13 protein-coding genes are annotated in these 18,247 nt (G+C 35.8%); 7 read left to right on the top strand and 6 right to left on the bottom strand.

Annotation, left to right across the window (positions count from 1 at the left end; all coding sequences use genetic code 11):
- Positions 1-69 precede the first annotated feature (69 nt).
- Positions 70-2,328, bottom strand: a complete 2,259-nt coding sequence (locus EKL96_RS00450; RefSeq protein ID WP_126457466.1) for a carboxy terminal-processing peptidase — start codon at positions 2,326-2,328, stop codon at positions 70-72.
- A gap of 206 nt (positions 2,329-2,534) precedes the next feature.
- On the opposite strand from EKL96_RS00450, the gene surE reads away from it, so the two are divergent.
- The 5 genes from surE (at position 2,535) to EKL96_RS00475 (ending at position 7,493) form a co-directional block, all read left to right on the top strand.
- Positions 2,535-3,314 (top strand): 5'/3'-nucleotidase SurE, encoded by a 780-nt coding sequence (surE, locus tag EKL96_RS00455; protein ID WP_126457467.1) that lies wholly within the window; start codon positions 2,535-2,537, stop codon positions 3,312-3,314.
- Complete coding sequence (locus EKL96_RS00460; protein ID WP_126453152.1) at positions 3,307-3,579, top strand: hypothetical protein; 273 nt, start codon at positions 3,307-3,309, stop codon at positions 3,577-3,579. The genes surE and EKL96_RS00460 overlap by 8 nt, the downstream gene beginning before the upstream one ends.
- A gap of 101 nt (positions 3,580-3,680) precedes the next feature.
- Positions 3,681-4,793, top strand: coding sequence for a lipid-A-disaccharide synthase (gene lpxB / locus EKL96_RS00465; RefSeq protein WP_126457468.1), 1,113 nt, complete (start codon positions 3,681-3,683; stop codon positions 4,791-4,793).
- Between the two features lie 49 nt (positions 4,794-4,842).
- Positions 4,843-5,361: a C40 family peptidase gene (locus tag EKL96_RS00470; RefSeq protein WP_126457469.1), complete on the top strand. Its 519-nt coding sequence runs from the start codon at positions 4,843-4,845 to the stop codon at positions 5,359-5,361.
- A gap of 95 nt (positions 5,362-5,456) precedes the next feature.
- Entirely contained in the window at positions 5,457-7,493 is a 2,037-nt protein-coding gene (locus EKL96_RS00475) for a ComEC/Rec2 family competence protein (RefSeq protein WP_126457470.1), read from the top strand.
- A gap of 4 nt (positions 7,494-7,497) precedes the next feature.
- On the opposite strand, the gene EKL96_RS00480 is transcribed toward EKL96_RS00475, so the two are convergent.
- Genes EKL96_RS00480 through EKL96_RS00495 form a run of 4 tightly spaced genes read right to left on the bottom strand, consistent with a single transcriptional unit; the run spans position 7,498 to position 13,537 of the window.
- Complete coding sequence (locus tag EKL96_RS00480; RefSeq protein ID WP_126457471.1) at positions 7,498-7,956, bottom strand: thioredoxin family protein; 459 nt, start codon at positions 7,954-7,956, stop codon at positions 7,498-7,500.
- Positions 7,957-8,001: 45 nt separating this feature from the next.
- A complete protein-coding gene (locus tag EKL96_RS00485; RefSeq protein ID WP_126452919.1) occupies positions 8,002-9,807 on the bottom strand; it encodes a peptide MFS transporter in 1,806 nt (601 codons plus the stop codon).
- A 4-nt stretch (positions 9,808-9,811) separates the two neighbouring features.
- Positions 9,812-11,356 carry a peptide MFS transporter gene (locus EKL96_RS00490; protein WP_126457472.1) on the bottom strand — a complete coding sequence of 515 codons (1,545 nt, stop codon included), beginning with the start codon at positions 11,354-11,356 and terminating at the stop codon, positions 9,812-9,814.
- A gap of 9 nt (positions 11,357-11,365) precedes the next feature.
- The gene (locus tag EKL96_RS00495; RefSeq protein ID WP_126457473.1) at positions 11,366-13,537 is read right to left on the bottom strand and encodes a S9 family peptidase; all 2,172 of its coding nucleotides are present in this window, start codon (positions 13,535-13,537) and stop codon (positions 11,366-11,368) included.
- A gap of 179 nt (positions 13,538-13,716) precedes the next feature.
- Between EKL96_RS00495 and EKL96_RS00500 the strand changes: the two genes are divergently transcribed.
- Together EKL96_RS00500 and EKL96_RS00505 are read left to right on the top strand one after the other, a co-directional pair.
- Positions 13,717-15,033, top strand: coding sequence for a hydroxymethylglutaryl-CoA reductase, degradative (locus EKL96_RS00500; RefSeq protein WP_126457474.1), 1,317 nt, complete (start codon positions 13,717-13,719; stop codon positions 15,031-15,033).
- A gap of 51 nt (positions 15,034-15,084) precedes the next feature.
- Complete coding sequence (locus EKL96_RS00505) at positions 15,085-16,002, top strand: GYDIA family GHMP kinase (protein WP_126457475.1); 918 nt, start codon at positions 15,085-15,087, stop codon at positions 16,000-16,002.
- Positions 16,003-16,106: 104 nt separating this feature from the next.
- On the opposite strand, the gene EKL96_RS00510 is transcribed toward EKL96_RS00505, so the two are convergent.
- Positions 16,107-18,203 (bottom strand): peptidylprolyl isomerase, encoded by a 2,097-nt coding sequence (locus tag EKL96_RS00510; protein WP_126457476.1) that lies wholly within the window; start codon positions 18,201-18,203, stop codon positions 16,107-16,109.
- Positions 18,204-18,247 lie beyond the last annotated feature (44 nt).

The raw sequence follows: 18,247 nt of genomic DNA on the forward strand, positions 1-18,247 counted from the left end.
ACCCTGTACGTTCTTAAGAATGTACAGGGTTTTTCTATTATTATTGACTGAAACTTGTTAAAAAAATACCTAAGATTTCGCTAATTTATCTTTTTTAATTTTAACAGGAATGCTTTTTTTAGAAATTGCTTTTGATTGCAAATCTTCTAATACATTCAGTGCTTCCTCAACATAAATATCTTTTGCTAAAGCTTCATGCCATCTTTCTCTTTTTTCTTTTAAAGAAGCGTCTTTATTAATTGCATCTGCTTCATGAGGCAGTGAAGTAAACGTAAGTAGATTTTTGTAATCTACAATTGGTTTGTATTTTTTAGCTTTTTCTTCAATTTCAGATTGTGCGATTTTAAATGTATCAATATTCAAACTATACACATTCTCCTCGCTTCTACTATCAATCCACTTCGCATTCTCTTCAATTAATTGAAACTGTGCATTTTTACTAATACGGTTTTTGCTATTTGTTATCGCCTGATTAAAGTTGTCATTATTAGTCCAAACACTGTAGTCAGCCCGATCAATTTTGTCCCAAGGCATTGCATTATCCATATCGCGCTCTCCCATTTTCAAGTAGGCATAACGATCCGGCATAACGATATCACTTCGTACACCATCTAGTTGAGTAGAACCACCGTTGATTCTATAAAATTTTTGTGTGGTGGTCTTAATAGCACCTAAATCCCCAACGGAGCTACTGCGCACAAACTGGTTCAGGTCAATCACATTTTGAACGGTTCCTTTACCGTACGTTTGTTTGCTCCCAATTATAATTCCTCTTTTGTAATCTTGAATTGCAGCGGCTAAGATCTCAGAAGCTGAGGCAGAAAAACTATTCACCATAATTACTAAAGGGCCATCCCATTCTATTTTTTTATCTCGATCGTACAACACTTCTTTTTTTCTTCCTGCTGATTTAATTTGAACAATGGGACCCTGCTCAATAAATAAGCCTGCAATATCTACAACCGTGGATAATGATCCGCCTCCGTCATCACGAACATCAAGAACAATTCCATCAACACCGGATTGTTTCAGTCGCTCGACTTCAATAGCAACATCTTTACCGGCATCTCTACCGTCTTTATTTTCAAAATCAATATAGAATTTAGGCAAATAAATTATCCCATATTTCATCCCGTTTTTATTCACGATACTTGACTTGGCGTACGTTTCCTCAATTTCAACAATATCTCTGATAATAGAAATAATCTTGATTGTTCCGTCTACTTTTTTAACTGTAAGTCGGACTTCCGAACCTTTTGGTCCTTTAATTTTCTTTACCACATCATCAAGCCGCATCCCAACAACATCAACTGAAACTCCGGAGCCCTGCCCTACTTTCATTATTAAATCTCCTGCTTCCAGTTGTTTCCCTCTCCATGCGGGACCACCGGAAATAAGTTCCGAAATCTCAGTTAAATCATTTTTCTTTTGGAGACGGGCACCAATTCCCTCTAACTTTCCGCTTATACTTACATCAAATCGTTCTTTTTCTTCGGCAGCAAAATAATTCGTGTGCGGATCAAAACGAGCCGTAATAGAATTTATATACACAGAAAACCAATCATTTCTATCCAAATCTTTTATAAACCCAAAATATTCATCTAATGATTTTCCAGAATTTCTTCTGGTTTCTTTTTCTAATTCTTCAAAAGTCTTTGGTTTATCTGGGGTTACCGTGCTGTCCTTTGCTGTTTCTTTAGAAAGTTCTTCTTTTAATTTTTCCTCTTTTTTCAGTATTGCAGCATCCAGTTTTGCCTCATTAGTCTTGTTTTCTTGTAAAGCCAAACGATCTACTAGAGAAGAAAGAGTTGATAATTTAATTTGCTTGCGCCATTTATCCTTTAATTCATTTGCACTCTTAGCATAGGGAGCCTTTTCATAATCTATATTAAAGCTTTCATCAACAGAATAATCAAAAGGCTCACTCAAGACATCCTTATAAATCTTTTTACTCTCTTCCATTCTTTTCATCAAACGATCATAGGTAAGATTAAAAAAAGACAAGTCTTTATTCAACAACTGATCGTCTAACAACAACTCAAATTTCGAAAATTCATCGATATCGGATTGCAGGAAAAAACGTTTAGATGGATCTAAAGCCTCAATATAATCTTTATAGATTCCTTTTGAAAAAGTATCGTTAATATCGGCAGGACTGTAATGTCCCTTCTGGATTACAAAAGTCAATAACTCTAAGAGCAATTTATCTTTTTCAGGGTCGTTCTCTTTTGATGCATTATATTTAAAAGCAAACAATGTTAACGAAAGGCATACAACAACAAGTATGATTTTATAATTTCTTTTCATAAAGCTAAGAATTGTATTCATGAATTTTTAATCTAAATTATGGTAAAAACTATGCCAACCGCAGCAGTAGCCCCATAAATTTTTGTTAAAGATATAAATTGTTTTTATTATTTTAAGTTAAATCAACCAACATAACCTATTTTTATATTTTGTTTAGTGATTTCATTCAGGGGGATTACATATACTCCGAAAATCAAAAATAATCAATCTTTTTACAAACAGATATAATGAAAAAAACAAGACCTTTAATTCTAATAACGAATGACGACGGAATTTCGGCACCGGGACTTCGAGCCTTAATTGCCGTTATGGCAGAAATAGGCGAAATCGTCGTGGTTGCTCCTGACAATCCACAAAGTGCCATGGGGCATGCCATTACCATAAACAGCATGTTGTATTTGAATAAAATCTCTAAAGATAGTGATCCATTTTTAGAGTACAGCTGCTCCGGAACTCCAGTGGACTGTGTGAAACTGGCTGTAAATGAAATCCTAAAAAGAAAACCAGATTTATGTGTTTCCGGTGTCAATCATGGTTCAAATTCATCCATAAATGTAATTTACTCCGGAACCATGAGTGCGGCAGTCGAGGCAGGAATAGAGGGAATTCCAGCTATAGGCTTCTCTCTTTTAGATTATGACTGGAACGCCAATTTTGAAACGATCAAAACCTTTATACGCAAAATCTCTTTAGAAGTTTTAGAAAATGGACTTCCAGAAGGGGTCGTTTTAAATGTTAATTTCCCAAAATTAAACGAAAAGGACATCAAAGGAATTCGTATTTGTCGCCAAGCCAAAGCACTTTGGGTAGAAAAATTTGATAAAAGAAAAACACCGCAAGGAAGGGATTACTATTGGCTGGCAGGAGAATTTGTCAATCAGGACAAAGGCGAAGACACAGACGAATGGGCGCTCGAAAATGGATACATATCAGTTGTTCCAGTTCAATTTGACTTGACAGCACATCATGCCATACAGCAACTTAATACCTGGAAATGGAATGAATAAGAACGATTTAGTCTGGGGGATTTTGGTAGGATTTCTCACTACACTAGTTGGTTGCTATCTCTTTATTACCTTTTTTACTGACTTCCAGTTTATCATTGGAATTCAGATCATAAAAGCGCAGGGAAATTTAGGAAAAATCATCACACTGGGATCCATCCTTACGTTGATAGCCTTTGGCATTCTGCTAAAAATGAATAAAGAAATGATGGCGCGTGGTGTCGTATTGGCCATCATACTAATGACAGTACTCACTTTGTTTATTTAAGAAGGCTTATTAGTTTACCTTTGTAAATTGACATACCATTTATAACAGACCTGAATTTATAAATTTAAATGCTGAATTTATACCTTTCTAATCCAACAAACATGAAATACTACATTATAGCAGGGGAAGCTTCAGGCGATTTGCATGGTTCCAATTTAATGAAAGCACTTTATAAAAAAGATCCTAAAGCTGACATTCGGTTTTGGGGAGGCGATTTAATGAATACAACAGGCGGAACCTTAGTAAAACATTACCGAGAATTAGCTTTTATGGGCTTTATTGAGGTAATTTTTAATTTGAAAACTATTTTAAGCAACATCAAAGTCTGCAAAAAAGACATTCTTGAATTTCAGCCGGACATTCTTATTTTCATTGATTATCCTGGTTTTAATTTACGGATTGCAAAATGGGCAAAAGCGTTAGGAATGAAAACGCACTACTACATTTCTCCACAAATTTGGGCTTGGAAAGAAAGCAGAATTACAGCTATCAAGCGTGATATTGATAAAATGTATGTGATTTTGCCTTTCGAAAAAAAATTCTATGAAGACAAACACCATTTTCCGGTAGAATTTGTCGGGCATCCACTGATTGATGCCATCCACAACCAACCCGAAGTTGATTCAATCCTTTTTAGAACAGAAAACCAATTAAACGACAAACCGATAATTGCAATTTTACCCGGTAGCCGAAAACAGGAAATAACTAAAATGTTATCAGTCATGCTCAGTGTGGCAAATGATTTTCCAGACTATCAGTTCGTGATTGCAGGGGCGCCAAGTCAGGAATTTTCTTTCTATAAAGAATTCATCACTCAAGAAAACATTAAATTCATTTCTAATAAAACCTATGATTTACTGCGTAATGCAACAGCTGCATTAGTAACCTCAGGAACGGCAACACTGGAAACAGCGCTTTTCAAAGTGCCGGAAGTAGTTTGCTACAAAGGCAGCTGGGCTTCCTACCAAATTGCTAAACGAATTATTACCCTGAAATACATCTCATTAGTCAACTTAATTATGGATGAGGAGGTGGTGACCGAACTAATTCAAGAGCAATGCAATCCAAAACGCATTCGAGAAGAACTCAAAAAAATATTAGAAATCAACCACCGCAATACTCTTTTAGAAAAATATGCGTTATTAGAACAGCAATTAGGTGGCATTGGCGCTAGTGAAAAAACAGCAAAACTCATCGTGTCTGATTTACTGTAGATTATCTCTTATTTATAAATAGCTCCCTTTACAAAAAAATTACACTCTTTTGAAACATTTTCTATTTCTTGTATTGGTTCTTACCTTTTTTACGGCTTGTAAATCAACTTCCCCGATAACCAACTCGAAAAAAGCAGACCCAAAAGAGCAATCCATTCAATCCGAAAAAAGGAAAGCACAACGTCTGGTCGAACAATTAATCGATGCCGCTGCTGAAAATATTGGTGTGAAATACAGGTATGGCGGGACAACAAAATCAGGTTTTGACTGTTCCGGCTTGATGGTCAACATCTTTGATTCAAATGAAATAAGTCTACCTCGCACCTCGATTCAACAATCAAAACACGGTATTATTTTAGATCATGAACAAGAAAAAGCTAAAAAAGGGGATCTGATATTCTTTAAAACCAATAGAAACCGACAAATAAACCACGTAGGAATAGTCATTGAAGTCAATGAAGACGAGATAAAATTCATTCATGCGTCGACCTCAAGAGGCGTTATGATTTCCTCCACAAAAGAAGTGTATTACAAAACCAGATTTGCTCAACTCAACAGGGTTTTATAGCTCGAGTTCTTCATTACTAATCCCTGTGTTTCTATTTCTACCTATTTTCAAAAAAAATAAATTCGTTACGTACTAAAAATATGTACTTTAGAGTCATGAAAGTACTACAATTTCCTTTGGCAAGAATAACAATTGGGTTTGTTTCAGGACTTCTTTTCGCTTTTTACCTTCATCCTCCATTAGCAGCAGTCATTGTTATACTTTTAACCGCTATGAGTCTCTTTGGGGTGTTGTTTTTTTTATCCAAAAAAAGCAACACCCGTAACGCTTATTTTGGTATTGCCACTTATTTTTTGTCTTTTATCATTGGAACCACTACACAAGTAACCCACACGGATTATTTTCAAAAGGACAACTACACCCACAATACAAATGCTTTTGAGCAGCCTCATTCTATTTCTGTTGTTGTTAGAGAAAAGCTGAAAAGCTCCTTATTTAGCGACCGTTATATAGTCCTTGTCAACCATATTAATGAAAAAGAACAGTCTGGCCGATTACTCCTTAACGTTCAAAAAAATCATTTAAACCCCGTATTTGCAGCAGGAACCCCTTTGCTAATCAAAGGCACGTTGTCAAGGAATAAACAACCTATGAATCCGAATCAATTTGACTACGGCAAATACCTTGAAAACAAACAAATCTATGCACAACTGTTTGCTGCTGGTGATGAAATAAAAATTGGAAATAAAACAGCGAAAAATATCTGGTACTATTCTTCAAAATTGAGAACGCGAATTATTCGGAATTTAGAAAAAAACAACTTCAATAAAACGGAATTGAATGTTGCCATTGCTCTGATCATGGGGCAACAACAAGATATTTCACCTGATATCATACGGGATTACCAGTATGCGGGAGCCGTACATATTTTATCCGTTTCAGGACTGCATATTGGCTTCATTTTGCTTTTTGTAACTTATATTCTAAAGCCGATTCCAAATACAAAAAAGGGCTCGTTCCTTAAACTACTCCTTATTCTGGCATCTTTGTCTATTTTTGGTATAATTGCAGGTTTAGCACCATCAGTAGTTCGCTCGGTGACTATGTTTTCCTTTGTGGCTATTGGGAATCATCTGCGCAGAAGCGTCAATATTTACCATACTTTATTAGTTTCTGTGTTATTGATTTTGTTTTTTGAGCCTTCGTTTCTATTTGACGTTGGTTTTCAGTTGAGTTACATTGCTTTGTTTTTCATTATTTGGCTGCAACCTCTTTTGGCCTCTGTGTGGCAACCAGAAAACAAAGCTTCAAAATACGTCTGGAACATTCTCACCGTTTCCTTGGCGGCGCAAATAGGTACTTTACCCCTGAGTATTTATTATTTTCATCAGTTTCCGGGTTTGTTTTTTGTGACCAATCTAATCATTATTCCAGTACTGAGTTTCATAATGATAGTAGGCGTTTTGGTAATGATTTTGGCCGCATTTGACCTTATTCCGGTTTTTCTCTCCCACCTGCTGGAAACCAGTATTTACTATTTAAACAAGATTATCAACGCAATAGCTTCGATAGAACAGTTTATAATTCAAGATATTCCGCTTAATTTATACCTGTTACTCAGCAGTTATTTAGCTCTAATAAGCCTTATCATTTGGTTTAAAAAACCTACTTTCCTCAAATTAGCAATCGCTTTAACTTGTATTATAGTTGTGCAATTTTCTTGTTTTACAACCCATTGGAACGTGCAAAACGAGCAGGAATTTATTGTTTTCAACAGCCGAAAGAATACCTTGATCACTGAACGAAATGGAGCAAATATCATTGTTTACGCCAATGACAGTCTTTTAAAAACGGCACAAGAAAACAGTCTTATAAAATCCTATCGCATTGGAAACCTGAGCACTTTACGACAGAAAAAAGAACTCCGAAATTTCCTGTATTTTAAAGGAGAAAAAATATTTGTTGTAGACCATTCCGGAGTGTATCCCAAAAACATCAATCCGGATGTTATTGTATTGACACAATCCTCTAAAATAAATATGGACCGCCTACTCCAAATAATGAAGCCAAAATTAGTTGTGGCTGATGCGTCCAACTTTAAATCCATACAAAAACAATGGAAAGCCAGTTGCGAGAAACAGAAAATCCCTTTTCACGCAACAGGCGAAAAGGGATTTTATAAATTGAATTAATATTTTATTTTTTCAAAAAACCATTTGCAACTGCTAACCAGGCTGCTGGACCGCCGGCTACATACCCCGTACTGCCAATACCTTCAAAATTGACTTTCCCTTCTTTTGTAGTACCGTTTGCGAGTATAATAGTTGGAAACCCTTGTATGCCAAAAATTTGTTGTAATTCATTATTCTGCTTTTTTACCTCTTCAGTCTGTGGTACTCGTCTTGGATAATCTAATTCGACCAAAACGACATTTTCTTTTGCCCAAGCTGCAAATTCAGGGGTCTTCAAGACCTCTTTTTGCAACCGGATGCACCAACCACACCAATCGCTTCCGGTAAAAAACATTAATAATGGTTTTTTAGTTAAGGCTGAAACTTCAAGAGCCTTATTGACATTAGTCTCCCACACTAATTCTTGTGCTTCAGCAGCAAATGAACCAACTAACAATAACAACGTTATTATACCTTTCTTCATATCTATATTATTTACGGTGGACAAATCAAAAATGATGCCTAAAATTTATCGAACACCATGCATTAATTTCTTAATTATTGGAGTCATCAAAACAGAGAACAAAGCAACTACAATAGAGATAATAGTCAACATCCAAAAGAAGTAACTCAATCCGTGTTCATTGGCGATTTTATCTATATTTTCACCAAACATACCTGCACCTTTCATACCAATTGCTACTGCTAAGTACCAAACTCCAAACATAAAGGCAATCATACGGGCAGGAACTAATTTACTTACATACGACAATCCTACCGGTGAGATACACAGCTCAGCCATTGTATGGAAAAGATAGACTAAAATCAACCATATCATACTTACTGAAGCTGTTTTTGCACCCGCTTCGATTCCGCTTGCCCCAAAAGCGACACAAGCCATACCTAGCGCTAGTAATGCCATTCCGATTCCGTATTTTAAATTTGCAGAAGGATTGTATTTACTTTCCCACCATTTTGAAAACAATGGAGCCAAAGAGATAATGAATAACGAGTTTAAAGTAGAAAACCAAGTGGCAGGAACTTCTGTCAATGCAGTAGTTACTTTATCAATTTTCAATGCTTGCAATGTTGAATCTGATAAAGTAAGATAACCAGCAGTGTAATAATCTTTAGTCAACATCCATAGTGCTATTCCCCAAATAATTATAAAACTGACACTAAGGATCATATTTGCAACAGCATAAAGTTTAAATGTTTGCTTAAATAATAAAATTAAAACCCCGGTAATAATAACCAACGGTAAAATAGTAATTAACGAATTAATCACTAAAAATACCACACTCCAATTGCCTGTTAAAACACGATCCGTATAATCACTAGCAAAAATGGTCAAACTGTTTGGTGACTGCTCAAAAATTGCCCAAAAGAAAATGGTAAGAAAGGCAAAAAAGGTAACCGCTATTAATTTTTCTTTAGTAATTTTAGAATATTGAGTAAATCTATAGATTAACAATACAATAAATACAAGTAGAGCTGAAGCAATTGCAATCGCATTTCCATTAGGACCTAAGAAAGAAAAAATATTTATTTTGCCCCCGGATATTTTTGAAGCAGGATCATTTATAAGCCATAATAATGCTAATATAGAAGAGAAGGCTATTGCTGCCAATTGTATTGGCGAAAAAGGATTTCTTTTGTCAGTATCTAATGCTTCTGCTTTCGCTTTGCTTTCTTTATTTGGTTTTAAACCAATATCTCCAAAGATATCCTGAGACAGCCAAAACTGCAACATTCCAAAGAACATAAAAATTCCGGCTAAACCAAAACCGTAAGTCCAACCCACTTTTTCTCCTAAATAACCGCAAAGTAAAATCCCAAAGAACGCTCCGGCATTAACTCCCATATAAAACAAAGTATACGCGCCATCTTTCTTTTCAGGACGGTCTTTGTACATTTCAGATACGATAGAGGTCATGTTGGGTTTAAAAAAACCATTCCCAAAAACCAACAATACTAATCCTAAATAAATAGAAAATTCTGTTTCAACAGCCATAGAAGCATGCCCCAAAGTCATTAAGCTTGCCCCAACAACAACAGCCCATCTAAAACCAATTACTTTATCCGCAAAATACCCCCCTAACATTGTGGACAAATAAACCAATCCTACATAGGATCCAAATAAGGCAGAAGCATTTTCGCGAGTCCATTCCCAACCACCATCTGTAAAGGAAGCGGTTAAAAATAATATCAACAAAGAACGCATTCCGTAGAATGAAAATCGTTCCCACATTTCTGTGAAAAACAAAACGAACAATCCCGCAGGATGTCCTAAAACGGTATTCTTAAAAAATTGATCTGTTGTATTTTCACTCATCCTATTAATTGTTTAATTCCTTATCAACTCCGTGCATTAATTTTTTGATTACTGGTGAAAGCAGCAGTAAAACAACCCCAAAACCAAGACCCGTATAAAATAAATATTCAAAAAGCACTAAATAACTCTGCTTTGCTAAATTTAAATCAGGTGCTGTACCATTTGAGGTGTCTACCGAAGCAATATTTGCTAAAATAGACGCAATAAATTCAGAACTGGCTGTTGCCAAAAACCAAACGCCCATCATGAACCCAACGATTTTTGCCGGAGATAATTTAGTTACTGCAGAAAGTCCTACTGGTGACAAACTCAATTCTCCACAAGTATGTAAAAAATAAGCCAATATTAGCCAAATCGCTGCTACTTTTCCAGCACCAGAAAGGTTTATTCCCATCACTAATGCTCCAAAGCCTAGTCCTACTAATGCTAATGCTAATGCAAATTTTACAGCTGTATTCGGATTGTATTTCCCTAATTTCGGCCAAATCCAAGCAAAGACAGGCGCTAGCAATATTATAAACAAGGCATTAAAACTTAAGAACTGCCCGGCAGAAACTTCATAACCAAATATAGTTCGGTCTAAAATCCGGTCAGCAAATAAATTCATGGAAGTATACGCTTGTTCAAACAATGCCCAGAAGACAATAGTAAATACGATCAGAATAGTTAACGCAATCAACTGATCACGTGCTTTACCATCGAGTTGTGTAGCTGCGTAATAAACAATATAAATAAAAGAAATTCCACCCGCAATTTTTAAAGCCCATGAAACTGCATCGTGATTTTGGACCATTTGCCAAAACAATACCGTTGACAAAACACTTCCAATATAAATCAACCACTCATTTTTAAATCCAAACAATTTGTTTTCTAGGAAAGAAGGGTTGTTTGATTCTCCTTTTCCCATCAATAATTTTCTGCCGGAAATAAAAGTCAATAGTCCAAAAAACATTCCGACACCAGCTGCACCAAAACCATAACTCCAACCGTACGTTTCGCCCAACCAAACACATATTAGCGTAGCCATAAAAGATCCTAAGTTGATTCCCATATAAAACAACGTGAATCCAGAATCTCTTCGTTTATCGCCTTTTTCATATAATTCTCCCACTAATGAAGAGATATTGGCTTTAAGAAAACCAACCCCGACAATGATTAACGATAATGAAAAGTAAAATATTTGCAAGGCGGTTTCGTCCCGTGTAATTGCGCCGGTAATGGATTGTGTGGCAGCATTTCCTTCATAAGCCATTCCTATATGACCCAACACCAACATAATCCCACCAAAAACAATGGCTTTTCTAAATCCCAGATATTTATCAGCAATAAAACCTCCTAACACTGGAACGGCATACACTAAAGCAGCGTAACTACCAATTAATAAATTCCCCGAAGTATCCGAAAACAAATGGTACTTTGTCAGATAAAAAATCAACAAGGCTTTCATTCCATAAAAGGAGAAGCGCTCCCACATTTCGGTAAAAAACAATATAAAAAGCGCTTTTGGATGTCCAAAAAAATCTTTTTTAATCAATGCGTCGTTCGTCATAAAGCGCTGTTATAAATTTTCTTTGATGAAATTAGTCATTTTTGTGTACAATTGAATTCTGGTTTTCCCACCATAAATTCCGTGATTATTGTCCGGGTAAATTTGGGAATCAAATTGTTTATTAGCCTGAATCAAAGCTTCCATCATCTGCATGGAGTTTTGAACGTGAACATTATCATCTCCTGAACCGTGTATCAAAAGGAATTTCCCTTTCAATTTATCTACATGATTTATTGGGGAATTATCATCGTATCCGCTAGCATTTTCTTGTGGGGTCTGCATGTAACGTTCCGTGTACACACTGTCATAAAAACGCCAGTTCGTCACCGGAGCTACAGCGATTGCCATTTTGAACGTGTCATTTCCTTTCATGATGCAATTAGACGCCATAAAACCACCATACGACCAGCCAAATATACCAATTCTAGCCTTATCAACAAATGCGTAATTTCCTATTACTTTCGCAGCATCAATTTGATCTTCTACTTCGTATTTCCCTAATTGCAGTTGGGTTACTTTTTTGAAATCAGCTCCTTTAAAGCCAGTTCCTCTCCCGTCAACACAAGCCACAATATACCCTTGTTGCGACAACATCATAAACCAGTATTCATTAGAACTTCCCCATCCGTTCACAACCTGCTGAGAACCTGGACCAGAATACTGAATCATAAAAACAGGATATTTTTTAGTTGAATCAAAATCTTTTGGTTTCATAATCCAAGCATTTAGCTCATGTCCTTTTGCTGTTTTTAAAACAAAAAACTCTTTGGCCGGTAAATTATAGCTTTTTAGTTTCGTAGCCAATGATTCATTGTTTTCAATAACTTGTACTTGTTTTCCAGCCTTGGCCTCGTTCAATGTATACGTCGGAGGTAGAGACGCACTAGAAAACGTGTTGATGTAGTATTGGAAATTCGGACTGAATGTTGCCGCATTAGTTCCTGTATTTTGTGACAAACGGACTTTGTTTTTTCCGTCAAGACCTATTCTATAAACATCTCTGTTAATAGATCCGTTTTCTACCGACTGATAGAAAACTGTATTTATTTTTTCGTCTAAACCGTAATAATTCGTCACTTCCCATTTTCCTTTGGTCAGTTGGTTTTTCAATTTTCCATTTTTATCATATAAATAAATATGATTGAAACCGTCTTTTTCGCTGGTCCAAATAAAACTGTTGTCTTTCAAGAAAGTCAAGTTATCTGTCACATCAACGTAGGCTTTGTCTTTTTCGTTCAAAACTACTTTTACAGCTCCTGAATTTCCATCGATAAACAACAAATCCAAATTGTTTTGGTGGCGATTCAATACCTGTGCTGATAGTGTATTCTCATCATTTGTCCATTTCATTCTGGCAATATAAAAATCGTTATAATTCCCAAGATTTATGTTTTTTACTGCATTCAAATTTACATCATAAATATGTAAAGAAACTAGAGCATTCTTCTCCCCGGCTTTTGGATATTTGAACGTTTGCATCGTTGGGTACAAGTCTTTTCCAAACATTGACATCGAAAATTCCGGAACCTGACTTTCGTCAAAACGTATGTAGGCTACTTTTTTGCTGTCAGCACTCCAGTCAAAAGCCTTTACAAAAGCAAATTCTTCTTCGTAAACCCAATCCGTAATACCATTAATAATACTGTTTTTTTGTCCGTCTGTAGTTATTGGAGTTGATTTATCAGCAGCTAAATCATGTACATACAGATTATTTTCTTTGGCGTATGCAATCTTTTTCCCATCAGGTGAAAAAGTAGGCTCCTGAACGGGAGAATCGAATAGTTTTCTTAATTTCTTATTGGCAATGTCATATAAATAGTAATCCGCTGTAAAGGAGTGGCGGAAGATTTGATTGGTATTGCAAGCCAATAGAATCATTTTTTCTGAAGCGTCAAACGTATAACTGTCAATCCCTCCTGATAATTCGGCGTACGATTTTGTATCTATTAATGTGGACACTTTTTTTAAAGTTGCAAAATCATACAAATCAATCTGCATGCTTCTGGACTGTCTGTCGGTATTCAAAACCGTATATTGATTTGTGTTTTTCAACGACTGCAATTCATCCATGCCTTGCGCCCGAAAAGTGCCGTTATAAATGGCATCAATGGTGATTTTTTGCTGCCCTGCAACTGCAAAACAAACGAATAAAAATAATGCAATAATTTTTCTTGAATACATGATATTTATTTAAATATAAAAACCGTCAATTTTAGTGAAAAATTTACAATAATTTCACATTATATGTGTTAAATCTTAAAAACAATATTTTAAACCCCCTTTTATTGAGGATAATAGGATTGCTACTAAAACGGCTAAAACCGTATATTTGCATTTAATTATACTATAATCAATTGAAAATGAATAAGGCCATTAGCGGATTTTCTAAACTATCCAAAGAAGAAAAAATTAAATGGATTGCCGATCAATATTTTTCAACACCCACAGAAGCCATCGCCTTGCTGAAAAACTACTGGAATTCTGATGAAAAAATACAGAAATTACACGATGAATTCATCGAAAACACGATAACCAATTTCTATATACCGCTTGGAGTTGCTCCTAATTTCCTGATTAATGGAAAATACAGCACGATTCCCATGGCTATTGAAGAAAGTTCTGTGGTTGCCGCTGCCGCGAAAGGTGCTAAATTTTGGTCTACGCGTGGCGGATTTAAAGCAACCGTAATCAATACCGAAAAAATTGGTCAGGTTCATTTTATTTATAAAGGTGATGTTTCAAAATTGAATTTGTTTTTTGTCCAACACAAAAATAAATTCTTTTCAGAAACCGAGTCGATTACCACAAATATGCAAAAACGTGGTGGCGGAATTTTAGACATTATTTTAAAAGACAAAACCGATTTATTGCCCCATTATTTTCAGCTGCATGCCACTTTTGAAACCAAAGACAGCATGGGCGCTAATTTTATCAATTCGTGTCTGGAACAGTTTGCTAAAACCTTAAAAGAAGAGGTCCAAAACTATAGTCTATTCACCGAATCAGAAAAAGAGATTGAAGTAGTAATGAGTATCCTTTCGAATTACGTTCCTAATTGTATCGTAAGAGCCGAAGTTTCTTGTCCGATTGCTGACTTGGAAGAAAAACACATTTTAAATCCTCAAGAATTTGCAGAGAAATTTGTGCAAGCCGTACAAATCGCCGAAGTCGAGCCGTACAGAGCCGTTACGCATAACAAAGGAATCATGAACGGAGTAGATGCAGTAGTTTTGGCAACTGGGAATGATTTCCGCGCTGTCGAAGCCGGAATTCATGCCTATGCATCGCGAAACGGAAAATACTCCAGTCTTTCCCATGCCAAAATAGAAAATGGTATTTTTACTTTTTGGCTAGAAATCCCTTTAGCAGTAGGAACGGTTGGTGGTTTGACTTCCTTACATCCATTGGTAAAATTATCACTCGAAATGTTGGAAAAACCATCTGCCAAGGAATTAATGCAGTTTGTAGCCGTAGCCGGTTTAGCCCAAAACTTTGCCGCATTGCGTTCTTTGACTACCACAGGAATTCAGGAAGGACACATGAAAATGCATTTGAACAACATCATCAATCAGCTTAAAGCCACTGATGAAGAGCGCATTTTAATCCTGAAATATTTTAAAAAAAATCCCGTTTCGCATAGCGCTGTGGTCACCTATATTGAAAGTTTAAGAAAATAATTTTATCTTGAAGCAACAAAGAATAAGGTTGCTTCGTTCCTCGCAAAGACAATGAAGAAAACATTTTACAGTAACGGAAAACTTTTAATCACAGGAGAATATCTAGTCCTTGATGGCGCCAAAGCGTTTGCATTACCAACAAAAATGGGGCAAAACCTCATTATAGAAAAGGGAAATAATAAGGAAATCATCTGGAAAAGTTATGATGCAGATGGAAGTATTTGGTTTAAAGACACCCTTTTATTTTCTGATATTTCAAAGGAAGTTCAAACTAAAAATGAATCGGTCAAGGCTACACTTAAGATTATTTTGCACGAGGCATTCAAATTAAATCCGGGTTTCATTTTAAATTCAGAGGGATACACAATCACGACTGAACTTAGCTTTCCCAAAAGCTGGGGTTTGGGCACGTCATCGACTTTGATAAACAACATTGCTCAGTGGTTAGACATCGATGCTTTTACATTACTTAAAAACAGTTTTGGAGGTAGTGGTTATGATATTGCCTGTGCACAAAACGACACCCCTATTGTCTATCATTTGGAAAAAGGTACTCCTATTGTTGAAAAAGTATCTTTTAATCCGGATTTCACTAACAATCTTTACTTTGTCTATCTGAATAAAAAGCAAAGCAGCAAAAGCGCAATAACAGCCTACGATATGAATAAAAAGAATAATCTCCCGAGAACGATTGCTTTAAATGACGTGATAACCTCTGAAGTTTTGAATGCGACTACAATTCAATCTTTTGCTGCAGCACTACAAAAACACGAAGTACAAATGAGTATTGTTCTGGAAACACAAACGATAAAAGAGTCTTTGTTTCCAGATTTCAATGGCGTGATAAAAAGCCTGGGAGCTTGGGGAGGCGATTTTGTAATGGCAATTGCAATTGAAAATCCAACTGACTATTTTATTTCAAAAGGATATGAAACTATCATTTTTTATGATGAAATGATCTTACCATAATTTTTTGTATCAATAATCATAGCTGTAGAAAAAGCTATAGAAAAGCAAAATCCCGATACATTCAGCATGTATCGGGATTTTTTATTTGATTACTTACGCTTTGACTAGTAATTGAATTCCTGTCTGTTGTCTTCAATTTTAGCATTTCCTTTCAAGGCAGGAACTACTCTATTAGCATCTGAAGCGCTTTGTTCTTTTAATTTAGAAACATAAGAAGCATGGCTTTTCAATGCTGGCGCTTTTACAGTGCTATTGTTTTTCACTACATAAACACCTGTGTTTCCTTCAATTGGAGCTGACATTTTATTTGCTGCTAAAGCAAATGCATTTCCTACTACACTTGGCTCTTGACCAACACCTGGCAACATCGTGTTTAGCATTGTCAAGTCAGTAGCTTGTTGTACGGTAGCTCCTACTGCTTTCGCGATTGCTTCCAGCGAAGAACCTGTCATTTTTGCCTTTATCAATGCTGCTTTTTTCTTGTTTTTTAGTATTTGTTCCACATAAGGTCTCGCCACAGAAACAGCTACTAAACCAGAATTGTCAATACTCTTTAATTTTGCAATTACGTGACCTACATTAGCCACTTCAAATCTTTTTACAGCACCTACTTTTACTCCTTTTTCAAAAGCCCAACGAACGATTGATCTTTGATTTCCTAAAGTTCCAAAGTTTTCGTCCATCCCTTTTACAGAAACAGCCGGAGCTACTACAAGCCCCATATCTTTTGCAACTTTGTTAAAATCTTTGTCCACAGCATCCATTTCTAATTTAGTTGCCTGCGTAAACATTTTATCTGAAGTGGCCTCAGATGCTTCTATTTTCTGAGCTACAGTAGCCAAACGAATTCCGTCTTGCTTATCAGTAACTTTGATAATATGAAATCCAAAAGGCGTTTCTACTAACCCTATTTTCCCAATACTGCTATTGAAGACAAAATCATTAAATGGTTTTACCATTTGGTTTGGACCAAAATAACCCAAATCTCCCCCTTGTTGAGAAGACGAATCATCAGAAGCTGTGAAAGCTAACATCAAGAAACTATCCGGACTGGCAGTAACTTGTGCTAAAATACTTTCTGCTTTTGCTTTTGCTTCTTCTTTTGTTCTTTTTTCCTTTTGATTTGGAACTTGAGTCCCTTCATAACTGATCAATATATGACTTGCTTTTGCATTCACACCTGATTTCATTCCCATTGATTTTGAAATACAGAAATACTTCCCGTATATGTATGGCCCATAAACGGCTCCAGGAGCAAGATTAAATAATTTATCTGCATCAATTGCAGGCAAATCTTTTTTGGCCACATAAGACGAATCATAAGGGACATCTGAATTTGAATTCACAAACTCAATTGTATTAGTTGCTGCTCTGAATCCTGGTAAGGTATCATTTTTTCCGGTAGCTTGATTGTATACTACTGTTCCGGCTAACAATGCATTTATTTTTGATTTTACTTCGGCTTCATCAGCTGGTGAGGCTTTGTCTTCGATCAAGACATATTCTACTTCACGAGATTCGTCTGCTTTGAATTTTTTTTCATTTTTCTTCATGTAATCAACAATTTCAGCGTCAGTCACTTTTACTTGACTGTCTTTGATTGTTGAATATAATCCTGCAACATAGGCAAAGTTTACTTTATTTGCTTCCATCTCATACTGCAACTTGCCTTCGCTCTCCGTTGTAAAAACGGCCGCTTTAATCAATGTAGTATAGATTTGATATTTAGCATTAAGATCTGCATCTTTTTCTCTGTCTTTCAAAAACTGAGCTTGGGCAGGATTTGCTTTGAAATATTCTTTAAATTTTGCAATATCAAAAACACCGGCTGCATTCAAAAACAATGGATTCCCACCAATATTTTGATCGCCTTTCAGCACTTCTAATAGGTGTTTTTCACCTACTCGTAATCCTAATTTTTCAAATTCAGCCGTTAGCAAAGCAACCGAAACTTCTTGTTCCCATACTCTGTTAGCCGCTTCAGTTGAAGTAATTCCTTGACCACTTTTTTCAACATTACTCACTTTAACTCTAAAATCTTCAAATGAAATATCTTTCCCGTCAATGCTTCCTACATCTTTTGATGTGCTGCTGAAACCTCCACTGCTAAATATATCACCTATGATAAATGCTAATAAACAAAACCCAATAACTAAGATCAGAAGAAGCGAACGTTGTCTAATTTTTTGTAATAATGCCATTTTATTGTTGTTAATTTTTATATTCAGGTTGCGAAAATACAATT

This window comes from Flavobacterium sp. LS1R10 (genome assembly GCF_003968825.1).
Taxonomy (GTDB): domain Bacteria; phylum Bacteroidota; class Bacteroidia; order Flavobacteriales; family Flavobacteriaceae; genus Flavobacterium.

Bases quoted from the DNA above. Each gene is read 5' to 3' on its own strand.
- EKL96_RS00450 (WP_126457466.1), bottom strand. From the start codon at position 2,328: ATGAATACAATTCTTAGCTTTATGAAAAGAAATTATAAAATCATACTT.
- surE (WP_126457467.1), top strand. From the start codon at position 2,535: ATGAAAAAAACAAGACCTTTAATTCTAATAACGAATGACGACGGAATT.
- EKL96_RS00460 (WP_126453152.1), top strand. From the start codon at position 3,307: ATGAATAAGAACGATTTAGTCTGGGGGATTTTGGTAGGATTTCTCACT.
- lpxB (WP_126457468.1), top strand. From the start codon at position 3,681: ATGAAATACTACATTATAGCAGGGGAAGCTTCAGGCGATTTGCATGGT.
- EKL96_RS00475 (WP_126457470.1), top strand. From the start codon at position 5,457: ATGAAAGTACTACAATTTCCTTTGGCAAGAATAACAATTGGGTTTGTT.
- EKL96_RS00480 (WP_126457471.1), bottom strand. From the start codon at position 7,956: ATGAAGAAAGGTATAATAACGTTGTTATTGTTAGTTGGTTCATTTGCT.
- EKL96_RS00485 (WP_126452919.1), bottom strand. From the start codon at position 9,807: ATGAGTGAAAATACAACAGATCAATTTTTTAAGAATACCGTTTTAGGA.
- EKL96_RS00490 (WP_126457472.1), bottom strand. From the start codon at position 11,356: ATGACGAACGACGCATTGATTAAAAAAGATTTTTTTGGACATCCAAAA.
- EKL96_RS00495 (WP_126457473.1), bottom strand. From the start codon at position 13,537: ATGTATTCAAGAAAAATTATTGCATTATTTTTATTCGTTTGTTTTGCA.
- EKL96_RS00500 (WP_126457474.1), top strand. From the start codon at position 13,717: ATGAATAAGGCCATTAGCGGATTTTCTAAACTATCCAAAGAAGAAAAA.
- EKL96_RS00505 (WP_126457475.1), top strand. From the start codon at position 15,085: ATGAAGAAAACATTTTACAGTAACGGAAAACTTTTAATCACAGGAGAA.
- EKL96_RS00510 (WP_126457476.1), bottom strand. From the start codon at position 18,203: ATGGCATTATTACAAAAAATTAGACAACGTTCGCTTCTTCTGATCTTA.